This window comes from Paracoccus sp. S-4012, assembly GCF_009674885.1.
Lineage (GTDB): Bacteria > Pseudomonadota > Alphaproteobacteria > Rhodobacterales > Rhodobacteraceae > Paracoccus.
In genome coordinates this window covers 311722-331902 of record NZ_WKKA01000002.1, presented here as the reverse complement: position 1 = coordinate 331902, position 20181 = coordinate 311722, and the positions used below count along the sequence as shown (strand labels likewise).

The window sequence follows — 20181 nt, the reverse complement described above, 5'->3', positions numbered from 1 at the left end:
GCCCCGTCGCCTTCAGTAGTCGCGCTCGAAGAACAGGCCCAGGCTGCTCTCGCCCTCGTTGTCCACCGATCCCCGCGCGGTCAGCGAATCGGTCAGGTCGAGGTTGATGTTGAGCTGCGTCTTGCCGTCGCCGCCGACCGCCAGGTCGGTATAGACCCGGTCGCTGATGTAGCGCCCGGCGCGGACGGTGATGTCGCCGTCCTCGTCGGTCTGAAGGTCGAGGTCGTCGAGGCCGAAGCCCTCGCGCAGCTGCGCCACGATCCCCTCGCCGCCGCGCCCGGCCAGCGTGGCCACCGCATTGGCCAGCTGCGCCGCCTGCAGCGCGCTGATGTTGTCGATGCCGCGCCCGAAGAGGAGCTGCGAGAGCACCTCCTCCTGCGGCATGTCGGGGATTGAGGTGAAGGTGATCGTCGGGTCGTTGGCCTCGCCGGTGATCTCGATGCGGGTGACGATGCCGTTGTTCTGAGTCTCCGCCACCAGGCGGATATAGGGCACGAGGCTGCCCTGCATCTCGAGCGAGCCCTCGCTCAGCACGAAACGGCGGCCGAGCAGGTCCACCCGGCCGCGGATCAGGCTGAGCGAGCCGACCGGGACCACGTTGCGGGCGCTGCCGGTCAGGCGGATCGTGCCGCCCAGTTCCGCATCGACGCCGCGGCCGCGGATGAAGACCTGGTTCGGCGCCTCCAGCGTCAGGTCGAGCCGCGCGGCGATGGTGGGCGGCGAGGCCGGCGGCCCGGCGAGGCCCGCGGCGGTGGCCTCGGCGCCGGGATAGGGCAGCAGCCCCGCCTTGGCGCGGGTCGCGCGCACCGGCGGCCGGTCTCCCAGATGGGTGATGTCGGGGATCGGCGCGGCGCCGCCGAGCCCGGTCGAGGGGATGCGGATCTCGGTCCGGCCGATGGCGAGGCTGCCCGCGATCAGCGGCCCCTCGGCCAGCGTCCCTGTGGCCGTCACGGTGCCGGTGAGGCTGGTCTCGTAGAGGTTCGGGTCGCGCAGCGTCGCCTCGTCGAGCCGCACGGTCATGTCGATCGGCCGCGGGTTGGCGATTCCGATCGTGCCTTGCACCGCAACGGTGCCGCCATCGGCCAGGCCGCCGCCGCCGCGGACCGCGACCGATCCGCCGCTGAGATCGGCGGTCATGTCCAGCCCGTCTATGCGCACCCCGAAGCGCGGGTCCGAAACCTGCGCCCCGGAAAGCGTGACGCGGCCGCTCAGCGATTCGAGCGCGAGCGGGCCGTTCAGCCGCAGGTCGTAGCTGACCGGCCCCGTGACCGAGCGCACCCTCAGGGTCGGGTTGGCGATGGCCGCGTCGGTGGTGCCGGTGATCGCCAGATCGGCGGTTCCGCCGTCCTGCGCCACGGTTCCGGCCACCCGCGTCTGGGTGCCGCCCGGCCCGCTGATCGCGAGGTCGAGGCCATAGCCCGCCGCCGCCTGCCGCACAGTGCCGGTGGCCTGCACCGGACCGGGGAAGGCCGGCGTGAAGAGGCCGAGGTTCGCGAGCCGCGCATCGACCGTGATGCCGCCGGCGAGCGTGCCGCTGGCGGTGAGGCTCGCCTGCGGGTTGCTGGCGGTCAGGCGGTTGATGGTCAGCGCCTCGCCCTGCCGGCTCGCCGCCAGGTCGAAACTCGTGGTGCCGCCCAGCAGCAAGTCCAGCTGCGGGTTGCCGATGCCGAGGTTTCTCGCCGTGCCCGAGGCCGTGACCGTGAGCGCGTCGCCCTGCTGGCGGATCTGCCCCGAGGCCGTCAGCCCGCCCCGGAGGCCGCCGCCGATGAAGGCGAGGCTCTCGGCGTCCACCTGCGCCTGCAGGTCGGTCACGCCACCGCCGATGCGGCCGGTGGCACTCGCGGTCAGGCGCGGGTTGGCGATCTCGGCGCGCTCCAGCGTGACGGTGCCGCCCTCTTCGGTCCCGGCGATGTCGAAGCGGGTCACGCCCGCGAGCGCCGCGTCGACCTGCGTCTGGCCGAGCGAGAGGTCGGTGCCGGTGCCGGTCAGGGTGAAGCGGCGCATACCGCTGCCGTCCTCGACCAGCGTGCCGTCCGCCGCGAGCGCCCCGGCCCAGCCCGGCCCGAGTGCGGCGAGCGAGGGCATCTCGATCCGCGCCGCCATATCGGTCACGCCGCCGCCGACCGTGCCGGTGGCGGTGATGCTGGCCTGCGGGTTCTCGATCCGGGCCTCCTCGACGGCGAAGGCGCCGTCGCGCTCCGTCGCGCGGACCGCGACGGTGCTGGTCCCGCGCAGGAGGCCGTCCACCTGCGGCTGGCCGATCGCCACGTCCTGCGCCGTGCCCGCGACCTCCAGCCGCCGCGTTCCGTCGCCCGCATCGCGGAAGCTGCCGGTCAGGTCGACCGACCCGCCCCAGCCGAGGCCGAGGCTGGCGAGGCTTTCGGCCCGCGCGTAGCCGGTCAGGTCGGTGCCCTCCGGGCCGACCGTCCCTTGCGCGGTCACGTCGATCTGGTCGTTGACGAGGCTGCCCTCCTCAATGACGAAGCCATCCGGCCCCTGAACCGCGCGCAGGCTCAGCCGCGTCGTCCCGGTCAGCGCCCCGTCCACCTGTTCCTGCCCCAGGGCGAGATCCTCGCCGGTGCCGGTCACGTCGATCCGCCGCTGTCCGTCCGCGTCCTGCGCGTAGCTGCCCTGGAGTGCCACCGACCCGCGCGCGCCGAGCCCGAGCGCCTCGAGCCGCGCGATGCTGACCGCGCCCTGAAGCTGCGTCTCCGCACCGACCTGCCCGGTGGCACTGGCGGTCAGCTGCTGGTTCCCGATCTCCGCCGTCTCGATGGTGAAGCTGCCGTCCCGCTCGACACCTGCAAGGGTGAAGGTCGTGGCACCGGTCAGCGCCTCGTCGACGCCCTGCTGCCCGAGGGCGAGATCCTGACCGGTTCCCGTCACCTCCAGCCGCCGGCCGCCGTCGCCGGTATCGGCGAACCGCCCCTGCGCCTGCAGCGATCCCCGCCAGCCGCGCCCGAAGGCGGCCAGCGAGGCGATGTCAACGCGGCCGCTGAGGTCGGTGCGGTCCTGGCCTATGGGTCCGCTGGCCGAGGCGGTCAGCTGGGGGTTCTCGATGTCGAGTTGCTCGACCTCGATCTGGCCGTTCTCCGGGTCCTGCGTCGCGGCAAGGGTGAAGCTCGTCGTGCCCGTCAGCGCGCCGTCCACGTCCTGCTGGCCGAAACGCAGATCCTCGCCGGTGCCGGTCAGCGTCAGCCGCCGAAGCCCGCCGCTCTCCGCGATGCGACCGGTGGCGGCGAGGCTGCCGCCCCAACCGGGTTGCAGATCCGCGAGGTCGCCCATGGTCAACTGAAGGCTCGCGTCCATCTGCCCCGGCGTCAGGTCGCCCTCACCCTCCAGTGTCAGCTGCGGGTTCGTCAGTTCCAGCCGTTGCAGGGTGTATTGCCCGCCCGCCTCGGTCGCCGCGATCACGAGGTCGGTGGTGCCGCGCAGGGCGCCGTCGAGTTGCGCGATGCCGGTCTCGAGGTCCACCGCCTGCCCGTTCACCGCCAGCCGCCGCTGGCCCTCGGCCCCGGTCAGCGTGGCCTCGGCCGCGAGGCTGCCGCCCAGCGCCGGGTCGATCTCGGCCAGCGAGGCGAGGGTCAGCGTCGCGCGCAGGTTGCTGGCGCCCGAGGAGACGGTGCCCGCGGCATCCACCGTCAACCGCTCGCCGTCCACGGTCAGCTCGCGCAGCTCGATCCCCTGCTCGTCGCGCCGGGCGCTTGCGACGATGGTGGTATTCCCCCGCAGCAGCCGGTCGAGTTGCTCCTGCCCGATGCGGATGTCGGTCGCCGCGAAGCTGGCCTCGGCATCGAAACCGCCGGTCAGCAGCGTGTAGAAGCCCGCGATCTCGCCATCGACGCGGCCCTGCAGCGGCCGGCCGGCGAGGCCGGAGAGGCGTTCCAGCTCGTCGTAGCGCGCGTCGAGGCGGCCGGAGACGGTGATGCCGCTGCCGAGGCCGTCGAGCAGCAGCTGGCCTTCGAAGGCCGAGAAGTCACCGGCGACGGTGAAGTCGGGGAACTCGACCGCGTTGCCGGGGGTCCAGTCGAATGTGGTGCTGCCGTTCAGCGACGGCCCGAGCGCGGCGGCGAGGTCGGGATTCGCGGGCGCGATGCCCGCGGTCTCGAAGCCGATCTGCCCCACGACCTCGGCCAGCGACTCGCCCTCGAGGCGGATCGTGCCGCTGCCGTCGAGGGTGACGCTCTCGATTGCCAGCCGCTCCTGCGCGTAGCCGCCGAGAAAACCGCGCAGGGTCCAGCCCGAGCCCTCGGCCGCGTCGTAGCTGAGTTGCAGCCGCGCGGTTTGGACCGTGGTGGGCGTGCCGCCGAGCGGCAGGCGCACGGGCAGGTCGGTCGCGCCCGCGTCCTCGCCCAGCGTCAGCAGCAGGACCGCGCTTGTCGGCGCGCGCTCGGCGTTGAGCGAGAGCGAGCCGGAAAGGTTCAGCCCCTCGGTGTCCACCAGCAGGACCGGGATATCCAGCCGCCCGTCCTCACCCAGCCAGCCCTGCGCCAGCAGCTGCGAGTCGTCGCCGAAGAAGCCGCGCTGGGCCTCGGGGATCAGCGCGCCCACGTCGCCGCCGAGATGGATGCGGAAGCCGCGACCGGGGGTGCCGTCGGCGCCCGCCTCGCTGGCCAGCGCGACGGTGCCGGTCACGCGCGGCTGGCCGTCGGTGCCGAGCGAGATCTCGGCCGAGAAATCGTCGAGCGGCCCCTCGCCCTGGATCGTCGCCTGCACCGCAGGGCGGCCCTCGAGGTCGATGAGGTTGGCGAGGATGCCGTCCGGGGCCTCGTCCAGTGTGATGTCGATGCCCAGAACGGTCGTAGCGTTGGAATAGGACGCGTCGATGGCGAAGACGCCGCGCGGGCCGTCGATGCGCTCGATCGCCAGCTGCGCCTCGCCCTCGCCCCGGGCGAGCGACATGGAGCCGTCCACGCTGACGACCGCCGCCTGTCCGATGACGGGCTGGCCGATCTCGACCCGGCCGACGTCGATATGCGAGATGGTCACGCCGACCGGCAGCGTCGGCAGGCTGAAGCCGGTGCCCGCCTCGGGCGTCGGCGTGTCATCGCCTGCCGGCAGGCGCGGCAGCAGGATGGTCTCGGCCGAGAGCTCCGCGATCTCGACCCGCCGCGCGAACAGGGCCGAGCGGTTCCACTGGATCGCGCCGTTCTCGATCTCCAGCCAGACGCCCTCGTCGTCGGCGATGGTGAGGCGGGTGAAGGTCGCCCGGGAACTCAGCGCGCCGCGGAACCCCTCGATGCGGACCTCGCGCCCGGCACCGGAGAGGTTTTCCTGCAGCAGCCGGGTCAGGAAGCCGGGGTCGTCCGGCTCGGCGGCCGAGATCTCGGCGGCGGTGGCGCGCTCCTCCTGCGCCGCGGCGACGCCGGGGAGGAGAAGCGCGAGCGCAAGCCAGAGCGCGGCGAGCAGGCGGCCCATCAGAAGGCCTGCCCGATGCCGAGATAGACCTGCACGCCGTCGCCGGTATCCGGCTCGCCGCCAACGGGTCCCGCCACATCGAGGCGGATCGGCCCGATCGGCGTCAGATAGCGCACGCCCAGGCCCGCGCCCGCATGCCAGCCGCTGCCGCCGCCGAAGCCGCCCTCTTCCCAGACCTTCCCGTAATCGGCGAAGCCCACCACGCCGATCTTCTCGCGCACCTGGAAGCGCGCCTCGGCGTTGACGACGGCGAGCGACATGCCCCCGGTGCGGATCGGGCCGTTCGGGCCGGGGATGACCTCGACGCCGAGCGATTCGAACGGCTGGCCGCGCACGGTGCCGCCGCCGCCCGAATAGAACAGGTAGTCGCGCGGCGTCTCGATGATCTCGGGACCGGTAACGGTGCCGAGGCGCGCGCGGCCCGCGAAGGTCAGCCGCTCCTCCGCGCCGAAGCTGCGATAGGCGCGCCCCTCGAGAACGCCGCGGACGCCGGAACCGGTGGTGGTGTCGAGGCCGGCGAAGGGGGCCAGTTCGGCCGACATCCAGAAGCCCTGCTTCGGGTCGGTCTCGGAATCGCGGCGGTCCCAGATTCCGGTGAGGGGCAGGGAAACGGTCTGGAACTCCGTCGTGCCGGTGTCGTCGGTGACTTCCTGGTAGCGGTATTCGACGCCGACGCCGCCGCTCAGCGTGTCGCTGCGGTAGTAATCGACCCCGGCGCGCACGAAGGCCACGTTGCTGTCGTAATCCTCCTCGCGCAGCCGCTCCACCCCGGCGGCGAGATAGGCGGTGAGGTCGCGGTGGAAGGTCGCCGGGCGGTCGAGGCGGAAGCTCAGCGACTGGTCGCTGTCGCTGGTGCCCGAGCCGATGTCGCTGACGCGCGCATCGATGCGGAACCGCTCGGCCCCGCCCCAGAGGTTGCGGTGCAGCCAGTAGCCCGAGAGGGCGACGCCGTCGGTGTTCGACGCCTCGATCCCGGCGCCGATCCGCCGCGGCCGGTTCTCGACCACCGTCAGCGCCACGTCCATGCTGTTGCCGGGGCCGAGCGCGTCGGCCTCCTCGAGCGTGACGGCCGAGAACACGCCCGAGCGCCGCAGCCGGTCGCGCACCGCCTCGAGGAAGTCTGGGTCGAACTGATGCCTCTCGGGGAAGCCCGCGATCTCGCGCAGCCGCTTTTCGCGCAGCCGATCGAGGCCGGTGACGTGCATCCTGCCGAAGGTCACGACCGGGCCGGGGGCCATCGCAATGCGCGAATCGACGCTGTAGCGCAGGTGGTCCGCGACGATGTCGGTGTCCCCGGTCTCGGCCTTCGCGTGGCCCTGCTGCCGCCAGCCGGTCACGGCCGAGCGCGCCGCGTCGCGGATCACGCCCGTGCCCGCGATCTCGCCCGCGCGGTAGCCCTCGGGCAGGTCGGTGCCGGGCGCCACCGGCGCGATCCCGGCGCGTGAGAAGGTGAAGCGGGTGCCGGGCCGGACCGAGACGATCACCTGCGAGATCGTGTCCGGGGCGTCGAGCGGGGCCACCTGCGCCGCCTCGCCCCCATCCAGCGTGATGTCGATGACGGCGTCGTAATAGCCCTCGTCATAGAGGTTGCCGAGAAGGCGGGCGTAATCGGCGCGGGCGGCGGCGAGCAGGTCCTGCCCGGTGAACCGCCGGTCCCGCAGTGCCGCGGTCAGCAGCGAGGCATTGCGGAGCCGGGTCTCCAGCTCGCCGTCGTCACCATGGATGCGGAAATCGAGGCGCACCGGCGTGCCCTCGGCCGGATCGCTGTTGCCGAAAAGGCCCGAAAGCCCGGCGAAGGGCGATGTCGATTGCGCGATACCCAGCGATGCGGAGCCCAAGGCCAGCACTGCGGCCAGCCCCGCATTCGTCCACCTGCCCATCCCCGCCCCGTTTGCTTGTTGTCTTGGCGTGTCCCGTTCTTGTCGCAAAGATCCGGCGCGAGATAAAGGTTCCCGGCTTTCGGGACCGAGAGATGCGTGGCCATTGCGCCATGGTTTGCTGGCCACCCCGCATCGCCACGCCTGCCGGGATCACCGCGAGCGGAATTTCCTCGCGCGGTCCTCGGCGCGGCCCGCAGTGATGCGCCGCTGCACGCCTGCGCGCCATGCGCCCGCAAGCCCGTCATTAACGCTTGACATTTCCGCAATCAGGAACCCGCCACGCCTCGCTGACGTTTCGCCTTCATGAATCAGCCGGGCAGAAGACCCGGCCCCGCCAGGAACAACACGAGGCACAGCCATGACCGCCGCCCGTCCCGCCGCCTTCGCCGCGCTTGCCGCGCTGGCATTCGTCGCCCTTCCGACCGAGCAGGCCGAATCCTCCATCAGCGTCGCCGACAGCCCGACGCCCGTTGTGCGCGGCTGGTCCGCCCTCGAAGGCACCGATACCGCCACGCTGATCGCGAATGTGGACCGCTTCGGCACCGGCATCGAGGCCGCGGTGGACGCGCCCTATTGCGACGCCCATTCGAACATCACAGCGTCGCTGATCCATGATTTCGGCGAGTCCTTCGTGGATCACGCCCGTATCGGCGGCAATGTCACGCAACTCTGGGGCTCGGACGTGATGGGCACCTGGACGCTCGTCACGGCGCGCGCGGACGCGCAGACCAGCTGCGTCGTCGCCTCGGGCATCGGTTTCAAAAGCGGCGCGAACCCGGACGTGTTCTACGTCAAGGCCGGCCTCGCCAGCTGAGATTGAGGCCCCGCGCCCGGCCTGCTATGCGCCCTCGTGACACTCACGGGGGCGCCGTCCAATGACCGATCATATCATCCGCGACATCTCTCTGGCCGAATACGGGCGCAAGGAGCTCGACATCGCCGAGACTGAGATGCCGGGGCTGATCGCGCTGCGCGAGGAATATGCGGCCAGCCAGCCGCTCAAGGGCGCGCGGATCGCGGGCAGCCTGCACATGACGATCCAGACCGGCGTGCTGATCGAGACGCTGACCGCGCTGGGGGCCGAGGTCCGCTGGGCGTCCTGCAACATCTACTCGACCCAGGACCACGCCGCCGCGGCCATCGCCGCATCGGGCGTCCCGGTCTTCGCGATCAAGGGCGAGACGCTGGAGGATTACTGGGCCTATACCGACCGCATCTTCCAGTTCGCCGACGGGCCGGCGAACATGATCCTCGACGATGGCGGTGATGCGACCATGTATGTCCTGCTCGGCGCGCGCGTCGAGGAGGGCGACACCGCGCTGATCGAGACCCCGGGTTCGGACGAGGAGGAGGCGCTCTTCGCGCAAATCCGCCGCCGCCTCGCGGACAGCCCCGGCTGGTTCGCCCGGCAGCGCGACGCCATCCGCGGCGTCTCGGAGGAGACCACCACCGGCGTCCACCGCCTCTACGAACTGCACAAGCAGGGCCGCCTGCCGTTCCCGGCGATCAACGTCAACGACAGCGTCACGAAGTCGAAATTCGACAACAAGTACGGCTGCAAGGAGAGCCTCGTGGACGGCATCCGCCGCGCCACCGACGTGATGATGGCCGGCAAGGTCGCGGTCGTCTGCGGCTATGGCGATGTGGGCAAGGGCTGCGCCGCCTCGTTGCAGGGGGCGGGGGCGCGGGTGAAGGTGACCGAGGTCGATCCGATCTGCGCGCTGCAGGCGGCGATGGACGGGTTCGAGGTCGTGCGGCTGGAGGACGTGGCCGCCAGTGCCGACATCTTCATCACCGCCACCGGCAACAAGGACGTGATCCGGCTCGAGCACATGCGCGCCATGAAGGACATGGCGATCGTCGGCAACATCGGCCATTTCGACAACGAGATCCAGGTCGCTGCGCTGCGCAACAGCCGCTGGACCAACATCAAGGACCAGGTGGACATGATCGCGATGCCCTCGGGCAACCGCATCATCCTGCTCTCGCAGGGGCGCCTGCTGAACCTCGGCAACGCCACCGGCCACCCCAGCTTCGTGATGAGCGCCTCCTTCACCAACCAGGTGCTGGCGCAGATCGAGCTCTGGACCAAGGCCGAGGCCTATCCACCGGGCGTCTACATCCTGCCCAAGCACCTCGACGAGAAGGTGGCGCGGCTGCATCTCGAGAAGATCGGCGTGCGCCTGACCGAACTCGCCCCCGATCAGGCCGCCTATATCGGCGTGCCGCCGGACGGCCCGTTCAAGTCGGACCACTACCGCTACTGACTTCGCCTTGATCCAAATATCCCGGGGGTGCGGGGGCAGCGCCCCCGCGCTCAGCAGAGCGCCTTGATCCCCGCGACATGCTCGGGGCTGGCCGCGAGCGCGCCCTCGGCCAGCCTCTCCGCTTCCGCCATCAGCACCTCGGGCGCCACGATCCGGTCCAACAGCCCCCAGTCGAGGGCCTGATCCGCCGGCACCTTCTGCCCCGCCATGAGGATTATCTTCGCCCGCGACGGCCCGATCAGCGCCGTCAGGCGGCGCGGGTCGGAGGGTTGCGGCAGGAAGCCGAGCCTCATCACCGGGTAGAAGAACGACGCCTGCGGCACCGCGATCCGCAGGTCGCAGGCCAGCACCATGCCGAAGGCCCCGCCCGCGAGCGTTCCGTTCAGCGCCGCGATCGTGAGGCACGGCATCGCCGCCATCCGGGCCGAGAGCCGCTCCCACAGCGGCGAGACAGCCAGCCCCGCCCGCGCCTCGTCGAGATCGGCCCCGGCGGAGAACACCTTTCCCGCGCCGGTCAGGATCACCGCCCGATCGCTCCCCGCCGCCACCTCGTCCAGATGCGCCGTCAGCGCCTCCAGCATCCCGGCCGTCAGCGCGTTTGCCTTGTCGGAACGCTCGAGGGTGAGGATCGTTAGTCCTTTCTGCGATATCCGTCCGATCACGGTTCCGCTGTACTCCTGTTCATGGCAGAACCCGGACCAAGTCCGGTCCCACCGCTGCCCCGCAAAGGTATTTCCCATGCTCGTGCGACTCTCAACCTCCTCCCTGGCGCTCGCCGTCGCGATGGCCGCCCCCGGCCTCGCCCTCACCCCCGAAGAACTGTGGAGCAGCTGGACCACCAGCTACGAGGCGATGGGCTACACCGTCACCGAGGGGTCTCGCGAGCTCGCCGGCGACACGCTGACGCTCGGTGATGTGAGCTTCAGGGTGGAGGAGGCTGGCACCGCGGAAGGCCTGACGGTCAGCCTGTCGCAGATCGTCATGCAGGGCGCGGCCGATGGCAGCGTGCGCACCACCTTCCCCGAAACGATGCCGCTCAAAATCGACACCGTCGATGAGGAGGGGCGGCCGGTGGTGATCGAGATGACCCTCGCCGCGCCGAATCTCGACCTGCAGTCCACCGGCGACGCCGCGCAGCACACCGACACCTATTCCGGTCCCAGCATCACCGTCACCGTGGACCGCGTCGATCTGGCCGAGGAGCCCGACCTGGCGGATGTGGCGACCATCACCGTGAACGAGGTCTCGGGCCAGTCGGTCACGAGTGACGGCGGTCGAAGCATCAGCCAGACCAACCGCAGCGGCAGGATCGACTACCGCATCGGGGTCGAGACGGCGGATGGCAGCCTTGCTGCCAACGGCTCGATCGAGGGCAGCGAGAGCAGCGGGGAGGTCGCCGGCGCGCCCGAAGGCTCGCCGGGGTTGCAGGAGGCGCTCGACGAGGCGCTCAAGGCCGGGGCGGTGATCGCCGGCCGCTTCAGCCTCGGCGCGGGCACCCATCAGGTGGAGTTCGCAGGCACCGACAGCGAGGGCGAGCCGTCGAGCGGCAACCTCGCGCTCAAGATCGGCCCGGCCGAGATGACCATCCGCCTGGCCGAGGAGGGCATTGCCTACCAGGGCGCAGCCACCGGCATCGACACCCGAATCGAGGGCGGCGACATGCCGTTCCCGGTCGCCTACCAGCTCGGCGAAGTCACCTTCGACGTGCAGTTCCCGGTCACGGCCTCGGAGGCGCCGCAGCCCTTCAAGATCGCCTATTCGCTGGCCGGTCTCGCCGTGGACGAGGCGATCTGGGCGACGTTCGATCCCGGCGAGCAGCTTCCCCGCGACCCGGCAAGCCTCGACATCGACGTCACCGGGCAGGTGCGGGTGACACAGGATCTGTTCGACCCGGCGCTGGCTCAGGCCGCCGGCGATGCGGCGGGCGAAGCCGCGGGCGGGATGGACGAGACCGATGCGACCGGTACCGAGCCCTCGGAGGGCACCGCCGATGCCGCCGATGATACCGCGGACATGCCGTCCCCGGTGGAGCCGGTGGAGCTGACCATCAACCAGCTTGCCCTCGCGGCGCTCGGCGCCCGGATTGCGGCCGAGGGGCAGCTTGCCGTGCCGGAGAGCGGCGATCTCAGCCAGCCGGTCGGGACCATCTCGGCACAGATGGACGGGGCCAACGGGCTGATCGAGCGGCTCACGGCGATGGGCCTGCTGCCGCCGGAGCAGGTGCAGGTGGTGCGCATGATGCTGGCGATGTTCACCCGTCCGGGCGTGGGCCCCGATAATCTCGTGTCCGAGTTCGAGTTCCGTGAGGGCGGCCAGATCTTCGCCAACGGCCAGCAGATCCGCTGACCGCCAGGCCCTGCGCCGGGGCCGGGGGCTTCCCTCCGGCCCCTTTGCGTGCCACCAATCCCGGATGATCGACACCGCCCCCCTGCGCGCGCTGACCGAGGCGCTGCTTGCCGCCGCCGCCCGCGCGGGCGCGAAGGAGGCCGACGCGATCGCCGTCCGCGCCGCCGCGACCACGATCGAAGTCCGCAATGGCGCGCTCGAGCATGCCGAGCGGGCGGACGGCGTGGAGATCGGGCTGCGGGTGCTGATCGACGGGCGGCAGGCCTGCGTGTCCGCCTCCGAGACCGGCTCGCGCATCATCGAGGAAATGGCCGAGCGCGCCGTGGCGATGGCCCGAGAGGCGCCGGTGGACGACAGCCTCGGCCTCGCCCCGCGCGAGGCGCTTGCCACCGGCGAGGGCGTCGAGGCGCTCGAACTCGAGGAGCGCAGCGGCCGGGATCCCGCGCCGGCGCGGCTTCAGGAACTCGCCTTGCAGGCCGAGGCGGCGGCGCTTGCCGTGCCGGGCGTCACCATGGCCGAGGCCGCGAACGCCTCCTTCATCCGCCGCGCCTCCTGGATCATGGGCTCGAACGGCTTTTCCGGCGGCTACCGGCGCACCGCGCATGCGATCTCGGCCGTGGCGATTGCGGGCGAAGGCGCCGGGATGGAGCGCGACTGGGCCGCCGAACAGCGCGTCTGGGACAGTGACATGCCGAGCGCCGAGGAAATCGGCCGCCGCGCGGGCGAGCGCGCCGCCGAGCGGATGGGCGCCCGCAAGCCGCCGACCGGCGCCGTGCCGATCCTCTACGACCAGCGGGTCGCGGCATCGCTGATCGGGCATCTGCTCTCCGCCATCAACGGTAGCGCCATCGTCCGCGGCGCGAGCTGGCTCAGGGACGCGATGGGCGAGGCGGTGCTGCCGCCGGGCCTGACCCTCACCGACGACCCGCACCGCCCCCGCTTCGCCGCCTCGCGGCCCTTCGACGCCGAGGGCCTGCCGACCGCGCCGCGGCATCTGGTCGAGGACGGCGTCCTGCGCTCGTGGCTGCTCGACCTCTCCACCGCCCGCAAGCTCGGCCTGCAAAGCACGGCGAGCGCGGCGCGCGGCACCTCATCGCCGCCCTCGCCCGCCAGCTCCAACGTGACCCTGACCCCCGGAGCCGACAGCCCCGAGGCGCTGATCGAGCGCATGGGGCGCGGGTTCGTCGTGACCTCGATGCTCGGCGCCTCGGTCAACCCGACCACCGGCGACTATTCCCGCGGCGCGGCGGGGTTCTGGGTCGAGAACGGGCGCATCGCCTTTCCGGTCAATGAATGCACCATCGCCGGCAACCTGCGCGAGATGCTGATGCGCCTCACCCCGGCCAGCGACGTGCCGGAATGGCGCAGCCAGTCGGTGCCGAGCCTGCTGGTCGAAGGCATGACGGTGGCGGGCGCGTGACGCCGCTGCCCGCACCGGCGGAGGACCTCGCGTTGCTGGCCGGGGCCGCGCGCGAGGCCGGGAAGATCGCCACGCGCTTCTGGCGCAAGCAGCCGAAGGCCTGGGACAAGGACGCGGGCGCCGGGCCGGTAACGGAGGCCGACATCGCCGTGGATGCGCATCTGCGCGAGCGGCTGCTGGCGGCGCGCCCCGCCTATGGCTGGCTCAGCGAGGAGAGCGAGGACGAGCCCTCGCGCCTCGACGCTCGCCGGACCTTCATCCTCGACCCGATCGACGGCACCCGCGCCTTCATCGAGGGACATCAGGGATTCTCGCATGCGATCGCCGTGGCCGAGGGTGACCGGATCATTGCCGGCGTGGTCTACCTGCCGGTCCCGGACCTGCTCTACGCCGCCGCCGCCGATGGCCCGGCCACGCTGAACGGCGGGCCGCTGGTCCCCTCCGTTCCCGCGCTCGACGGGGCGCGGGTGCTGACGGCGAAGTCGAACCTCGATCCCGGCTTCTGGCGCGGCCGCACGGTGCCCCCGATCAAGCGCGAGTTTCGCCCCTCGCTGGCCTGGCGGCTTTGCCTCGTGGCCGAGGGGCGCTTCGACGCGGTGCTGTCGCTGCGCAGCGCCTGGGAGTGGGACATCGCCGCCGGCGCGCTGATCGCCGAGCGCGCGGGCTGCACCGTGACAGACATGCACGGGCGCAGGATGCGGTTCAACCGGCCGCTGCCTGCGGTGGACGGCCTCCTGATCGCCCCGCCCGCGCTGCACGAAGCGTTGAGCGCGCGTCTGGCGCCACCCGCCGCGGCGTGAGAGCCTTGCACCTGGAGGGCGCGCCATGACCGACAGCGAGGAAAGCCGCCACCGGCTGGCCGAGGCGATCAGCTTCCACCCCGCGACCGAGGAAGGCCGCCGCTTCCGCGAGGCCCTCGGCCGCTTCGCCACCGGCGTCACGGTGGTGACGGTGGCAGGGCCGGGCGGCCCGGTCGGCATGACCGTCAACAGCTTCACCAGCGTCTCGCTGGAGCCGCCCTTGCTCCTCTGGTGCCCCGCCCGCGCCTCCTCGCGCCACGCCGCATTCCTCGCGGCCTCGCACTGGGCGGTCCACGTCCTCGGCTCCGACCAGATCGACCTCTGCCTCCGCTTCACCAAGGGCGGCGCGGGATTCGAGGGCCTGCCTCCGCTCGTCAACGACGACGGCGTCCCGATCCTCCCCGCCGCCGCCGCTCGGTTCGACTGCCGCCTGCACGCGATGCACGCGGGCGGCGACCACTCGATCCTCGTGGGCGAGGTCCGCAACGTGACCATCGCAGGGCCCGCCGATCTGCCGCTGGTCTTCGCCGCCGGGCGGTTCGGCGAGCTGGCGCCGGGCTAGCGGCCCGTCCGGCCGCGCCAGATCAGCCCCCGATTGAAGCTTTGCGCGGCGGGCATGGTGCAGGCGACCGACAAGGCGAAGAAGACAGCCGCAGGGCCGGGGCGGATTCTGGCGAGAAGCTGCACGAGCGCCCGGCGCCGGTCTGACTCGCCCGTCATCCGCATGGCGCGAGGAGCGAGATTGTAGAGGCGCGCCCGCGCCCTTGTGCGCGCCCGACCGGCTGCTAGCATCGTCCGATGGAACGGGTTGTCATCATCGTGGGCGCCGGGACCGCCGGCTGCGTGCTGGCCGCGCGGCTGTCCGAGGACCCCTCGACCCGCGTCACGCTGCTCGAAGCTGGCGGCCGCGACAACTACCCGTGGATCCACGTCCCCATCGGCTATCTCTACTGCATCGACAACCCGCGCACCGACTGGCGCTATCGCACCGAACCCGAGGCGGGCCTCGGCGGGCGCAGCCTCCTTTATCCTCGGGGGCGGGTGCTGGGCGGCTGCTCCTCGATCAACGGGATGCTCTACCTGCGCGGGCAGGCGGCCGATTATGACGGCTGGCGGCAGATGGGCTGCACGGGCTGGGGCTGGGACGACGTGCTGCCGCTGTTCAAGGCATCCGAGGACCATGTCGACGGCGGGTCCGAGTTCCACGGCGCCGGTGGCGAATGGCGCGTGGACCGCCAGCGGCTTCGCTGGGAGGTGCTGGACGACTGGGCCAAGGCCGCGCAGGCGGTCGGCATCCCGGCCTCCGACGACTTCAACACCGGCGACAACGAGGGCGTCGGCTACTTCAAGGTGAACCAGAAGAACGGCTGGCGGCAGTCGGCCGCGCGGGCGTTCCTGAAGCCCGCCATGGGCCGGCCGAACCTCGAGGTCCGCACCGACGTGCAGGTCCGCCGCCTGCGCTTCGACGGCCGTCGCGCGACCGGCGTGGAGGTCGTCTCCGACGGTCGCCCCGAGGTGCTCGCGGCGCGCGAGATCGTCCTCGCCGCCGGCGCCATCGGCAGCCCGAAGATCTTGCAGCTTTCGGGCATCGGCCCCGGCGCGCTGCTGCAGGAGATGGGCATCGAGGTGCTGCGCGACGCGCCCGTGGGTGAGAACCTGCAGGACCACCTGCAGATCCGCTGCGCCTACCGCGTGACCGGCGCGCAGACGCTGAACCGGCTGGCGCGATGGCCCTGGGGCCGGGCGCTGATCGGCGCCGAATATGCCTGGCGCCGCACCGGCCCGATGAGCATGGCGCCGAGCCAGCTCGGCGCCTTCGCCCGCAGCTCGCCCGACGTGGCGACGCCCGACCTCGAATACCACGTCCAGCCGCTGTCTCTCGGCGCCTTCGGCGAGCCGCTGCACCGCTTCCCGGCGATCACCGCCAGCGTCTGCCAACTGCGCCCCGAGAGCCGCGGCACCGTGCGGATCGCCTCGCCCGAGCCGATGGCGGCCCCGAAGATCGCGCCGAACTACCTCTCGGCGCCCTCCGACCGCGCCGTGGCCGCCCGCGCCATCCGCCTGACGCGCCGCATCATGGCCGCCGAGCCGCTGGCCCGCTATCGCCCAGAGGAGTTCGCCCCCGGTCCCGGCCCGGATGACGACGCGGCCCTCGCCGAAGCCGCCGGCCGCATCGGCTCGACAATCTTTCATCCCGTGGGCACCGCCCGCATGGGGGCCGACGAGGGCTCCGTGGTTGACCCACGCCTGCGCGTGCGCGGCGTCGAGGGGCTGCGCGTCATCGACGCCTCGATCATGCCGACCATCACGTCCGGCAACACCAACGCGCCGACGGTGATGATCGCCGAGAAGGGCGCCCGGATGCTGGCCGAGGACATGCGCGGCATTTGAGGCGTTAACTGGTATGACGGCAGCGGCACGGGCAGGGTCGCGGGACCTCAGCCCGGACCGCCAATGCCGAAGCCCAAGACGACCACCCCGATCATCCGCCGCGTGACCGTGGCCGCCGCCGGCCATCATGGCGGCGCCTGGAAGGTCGCCTATGCCGATTTCGTCACGGCGATGATGGCGTTCTTCCTCCTGATGTGGCTGCTCAACGCCACGACCGAGAAGCAGCGCGCGGGCCTCGCCGACTATTTCAACCCGACCGTGGTGCAGGAGCGATCGGGCGGCGCGGCCGCCTTCGACGGGGTCGAGACGCCGGGCACGCCGACGCCCGCCGACACCTCTCGCGGGTTCGACGAGCTCGCCCGCGACATCACCACGAAGCTCTCGGGCGAGGGCGCCGAATCGATGCAGCAGCGCAACCTGCTCCGCCACGTCGTGACCCGCCTGACCGACGAGGGCCTGGTGATCGAACTCGGCGATCTCGCAGACGCGCCGCTGTTCGCGGAGGAAACCGCCACCCCCACGCCCGCGCTGCGCGAGCTTTCGGTGATCGTGGCGCGCGTGCTGGCGCATGTCCGCAACGAGATCGCCTTCACCGGCCACGTCCGCGCCTACCCCGAGGCGCTGATCCGCTCGCCCGCCTGGGAGTTGTCGGATGCCCGTGCCCATGCGGTGCGCCGGCTGGTGGAGGAGGGGGGTCTTGGCCACCGCCGCACCCAGCGCGTCACCGCCTTCGGCGACCGCAAGGCGCGCGCGGGCAATCCGATGGACCCGGTGAACAACCGCATCGAGCTGATCGTGCTGCGTTAGGCGGCGCCGTTAGCCGGATCTTAAGCCCTGCCGGTGCAGGATCGTCACCGACCCGCGACTCGCAGCAAGGAACCCGGCCCCATGTCGATCTCCTCGTCCCTCAACGCCGGCGTGGCGGCCCTCGCCGCCAACGCCACCCGGCTCGCCTCGATCTCGGACAACATCGCGAACTCCGGCACCCACGGCTACAAGCGCGTGGCGACCGACTTCGACAGCATGGTCATCAGCCAGTCTCGCGGCGCCGGGGTCTATTCGGCCGGCGGGGTGCGCGCCAGCACCAGCCGCGTCATCGACCAGCGGGGGACGTTGCTCTCGACCAGCCAGGCCCTCGACATCGCGGTCGCGGGGCGGGGCATGCTGCCGGTGACGTCCTCGGTCTCGGTCGACGCCCGCAGCGGCGACCTGCCGCTGATGATGACCACCACCGGTGCCTTCCGCCCGGACGCCGAGGGGGTGCTCAGGACCGCCTCCGGCCTCGTGCTGCTCGGCTGGCCAGCGAATGCCGACGGCTCGATCTCGCCCATGCCGCGCGACACGATGGGCGGTCTTCAGCCTGTCGTTATCAACGCCAACCAGACCTCCGCCGACCCCACGACCCAGATGACCCTGGGGGTGAAGCTGCCGGCGACCGACACGCAACTGGGCAGCGACGGCGAGCCTTGGCCGCTCGAGGTCGAGTATTTCGGCAACCTCGGGACCTCCGAGGCGCTGTCGGTGTCCTTCATCCCGACGGTGGCCACCGCAGAGGGTCCGGGAACCAACATCTGGACGGTTGAGATCCGCGATTCCGCGACGCCCGGCGCCCTGATCGGCAGCTACAGGGTCGAATTCAACGACGAGCAGCCCAATGCCGGCACGATCCGGGAGATCACCCCGATCGGGACCTCCCCGGAATACATCGAAGCCACCGGAAGTGTCCGGCTTCCGGTGGAGCAGGGTCGGGGCGAAATCAATCTCACGCTCGGGAAGCGGTTCGATCTGAACGGCCTGACGCAGCTCTCGAACAAGTTCGCGCCGACCAACATCACCAAGGACGGCTCGCCAGTCGGCAACCTGACCGCCGTGGAGGTCGACGAGAATGGCTATATCCGCGCCACCTACGACACCGGCTTCATCCGCACCATCTACCAGATCCCGCTGGTCGACGTGCCGAACATCAACGGCCTCACCGCGCTCAACAGCCAGACCTACCAGGTCTCGCCCGATTCGGGCTCGTTCTTCCTCTGGGATGCCGGTGACGGGCCGACCGGGGCGGTGCGCGGCTACGCCCGCGAGGGCTCGACCACCGATGTCGCGGCCGAGCTCACCGACCTCATCCAGACGCAGCGCGCCTATTCGTCGAATGCGAAGGTCATTCAGACGGTAGACGAGATGCTGCAGGAAACCACCAACATCAAGCGCTGAGGACCTGACGAATGAGCCTCGCCGCCGCCCTTTCCAACGCCGCCTCCGGCCTTGCGGCGGTCAGCCGCTCGACCGACATCGTGTCGGCCAACGTGGCCAACGCGACCACCCCCGGATACGGGCGCCGGGTGGCGGTGCAGGCCGCAACGCCCGATGGCGGCGTCCGCATCGCCTCGGTCGAAAGGATCGTGTCGGCCTCGATCCTCGCCGATCACCGCAACGCCGCGGCCGCCGTCGGCGCGGCCGGCACGATCGCCGCCTTTCACACCGGCATGGAGAAGGCTCTCGGCCTCGATATCGAGGGCGGTGCCCTGACCGACCGGGTCGCCACCCTCGAAGCGGCGCTGACCGCGGCCACGTCCCGGCCCGACAACCCGCTGCGGCTCGAAGCCGCTGTCCGGGCAGCGGGCGACCTGGTGGCGGGCATCACCACCGCCGCCGCCTCGGTCGCCGAGGCCCGCACCGAGGCCGACCGGGCCATCGCCGGTGACGTCCGTGCCCTGACCCAGGCGCTCGGGGATGTGGCGCGCCTGAACCGCTCGATCATCATCGAAGAGGCGAACGGCCGCAGCGCCGCCGCCTTGCTGGACGAACGTCAGCGGGTGATCGACGGCGTGGCCTCCATCGTCCCGATCCGCGAGGTGCCGCGACCGAACGGCCGCATCGCCCTCTTCACCGAAGGCGGCGCCATGCTGCTCGACGGCGACAGCCCGGTCGATCTCGGCTTCCAGCCGGCCGGTCAGGTCACGCCGCAGATGGCCGGCGCGCCGCCGCTTTCCCGCCTCAGCGTCGGCGGCGAGCAGATCGGCGGCCGCCTGATGGCGCTGTTCTCCGGCGGCAGCCTGGAGGCGCATTTCCGCGTCCGCGACGAGCTCGGCCCCGCGGCCCAGGCGGGCCTCGACGCGCTCGCGCTCGATCTCTCGCAGCGTTTCGCGGACCCGGCTCTGGACCCGACACTGGTGCCGGGCGAGCCTGGCCTTTTCACCGATGGGGGCGCCCTTGCCTCGCCCGCCGCCGCCCTTGGCCTGGCGGGCCGCCTGGCCCTCGCGCCCTCCTTGGAGGTTCCGGGCAGTGCATGGCGGCTGCGCGACGGCATTGGCGCCGCGGTCCCCGGTCCGGAGGGCGCCTCGGCGCTCGTCTCGCGCCTGGCAGAGCGCCTTGGCGAAGCAAGAACCTCCGCCTCCACCGCGATGCCGCCCGGTCAGCGCAGCGTGGCCGGCTTCGTCGCCGAACTCTCGGCGAAGGTATCGACCGAGCGCGTGGCGGCACAGGTGGCAGCGGCCGCGACCGGTGTCCGGGCCGATTCACTTCAGTCGGCGCTGCTGGCGGCCGGGGTCGATACCGACCATGAGATGCAGCGCCTGTTGGAGCTGCAGCAGGCGTATTCGGCAAATGCGAAGGTCATCATGGCGGTCGATGCCATGCTCTCGCGGATACTGGAGATCTGA

At 71.5% G+C, this 20181-nt stretch carries 13 protein-coding genes; 10 read left to right on the top strand and 3 right to left on the bottom strand.

Annotated elements, in window-relative coordinates:
• Window positions 1-12: 12 nt before the first annotated feature.
• The gene (locus GI374_RS04995; protein WP_154335910.1) at window positions 13-5418 is read right to left on the bottom strand and encodes a translocation/assembly module TamB domain-containing protein; all 5406 of its coding nucleotides are present in this window, start codon (window positions 5416-5418) and stop codon (window positions 13-15) included.
• A complete protein-coding gene (locus tag GI374_RS04990; RefSeq protein ID WP_154335909.1) occupies window positions 5418-7298 on the bottom strand; it encodes an autotransporter assembly complex family protein in 1881 nt (626 codons plus the stop codon). Before GI374_RS04990 ends, GI374_RS04995 begins: the two co-directional genes overlap by 1 nt.
• Before the next feature lie 358 nt (window positions 7299-7656).
• Here GI374_RS04990 and GI374_RS04985 point away from each other — a divergent pair, with 358 nt between their 5' ends.
• Both GI374_RS04985 and ahcY read left to right on the top strand, forming a co-directional pair.
• Window positions 7657-8112 carry a hypothetical protein gene (locus GI374_RS04985; protein WP_154335908.1) on the top strand — a complete coding sequence of 152 codons (456 nt, stop codon included), beginning with the start codon at window positions 7657-7659 and terminating at the stop codon, window positions 8110-8112.
• A gap of 61 nt (window positions 8113-8173) precedes the next feature.
• Entirely contained in the window at window positions 8174-9565 is a 1392-nt protein-coding gene (gene ahcY / locus GI374_RS04980; RefSeq protein WP_154335907.1) for an adenosylhomocysteinase, read from the top strand.
• A 50-nt stretch (window positions 9566-9615) separates the two neighbouring features.
• On the opposite strand, the gene GI374_RS04975 is transcribed toward ahcY, so the two are convergent.
• The gene (locus GI374_RS04975) at window positions 9616-10227 is read right to left on the bottom strand and encodes an enoyl-CoA hydratase/isomerase family protein (RefSeq protein WP_370515150.1); all 612 of its coding nucleotides are present in this window, start codon (window positions 10225-10227) and stop codon (window positions 9616-9618) included.
• 76 nt (window positions 10228-10303) lie between these two features.
• Between GI374_RS04975 and GI374_RS04970 the strand changes: the two genes are divergently transcribed.
• From GI374_RS04970 to flgK, 8 genes are all read left to right on the top strand, one after another.
• Window positions 10304-11911 carry a DUF2125 domain-containing protein gene (locus GI374_RS04970; RefSeq protein ID WP_154335905.1) on the top strand — a complete coding sequence of 536 codons (1608 nt, stop codon included), beginning with the start codon at window positions 10304-10306 and terminating at the stop codon, window positions 11909-11911.
• A gap of 64 nt (window positions 11912-11975) precedes the next feature.
• Window positions 11976-13331, top strand: a complete 1356-nt coding sequence (locus tag GI374_RS04965; RefSeq protein ID WP_154335904.1) for a TldD/PmbA family protein — start codon at window positions 11976-11978, stop codon at window positions 13329-13331.
• A complete protein-coding gene (locus GI374_RS04960) occupies window positions 13328-14131 on the top strand; it encodes a 3'(2'),5'-bisphosphate nucleotidase CysQ (RefSeq protein ID WP_370515149.1) in 804 nt (267 codons plus the stop codon). The genes GI374_RS04965 and GI374_RS04960 overlap by 4 nt, the downstream gene beginning before the upstream one ends.
• Window positions 14132-14156: 25 nt before the next feature.
• On the top strand, window positions 14157-14693 hold the full coding sequence (locus GI374_RS04955; RefSeq protein ID WP_154335902.1) for a flavin reductase family protein: 537 nt from the start codon (window positions 14157-14159) through the stop codon (window positions 14691-14693).
• Window positions 14694-14929: 236 nt separating this feature from the next.
• Window positions 14930-16522: a GMC family oxidoreductase gene (locus GI374_RS04950; protein WP_154335901.1), complete on the top strand. Its 1593-nt coding sequence runs from the start codon at window positions 14930-14932 to the stop codon at window positions 16520-16522.
• Between the two features lie 63 nt (window positions 16523-16585).
• Window positions 16586-17329: a flagellar motor protein MotB gene (locus GI374_RS04945; protein ID WP_154335900.1), complete on the top strand. Its 744-nt coding sequence runs from the start codon at window positions 16586-16588 to the stop codon at window positions 17327-17329.
• A gap of 81 nt (window positions 17330-17410) precedes the next feature.
• A complete protein-coding gene (locus tag GI374_RS04940) occupies window positions 17411-18733 on the top strand; it encodes a flagellar hook protein FlgE (RefSeq protein WP_154335899.1) in 1323 nt (440 codons plus the stop codon).
• 11 nt (window positions 18734-18744) lie between these two features.
• Window positions 18745-20181: a flagellar hook-associated protein FlgK gene (gene flgK / locus GI374_RS04935; RefSeq protein ID WP_154335898.1), complete on the top strand. Its 1437-nt coding sequence runs from the start codon at window positions 18745-18747 to the stop codon at window positions 20179-20181.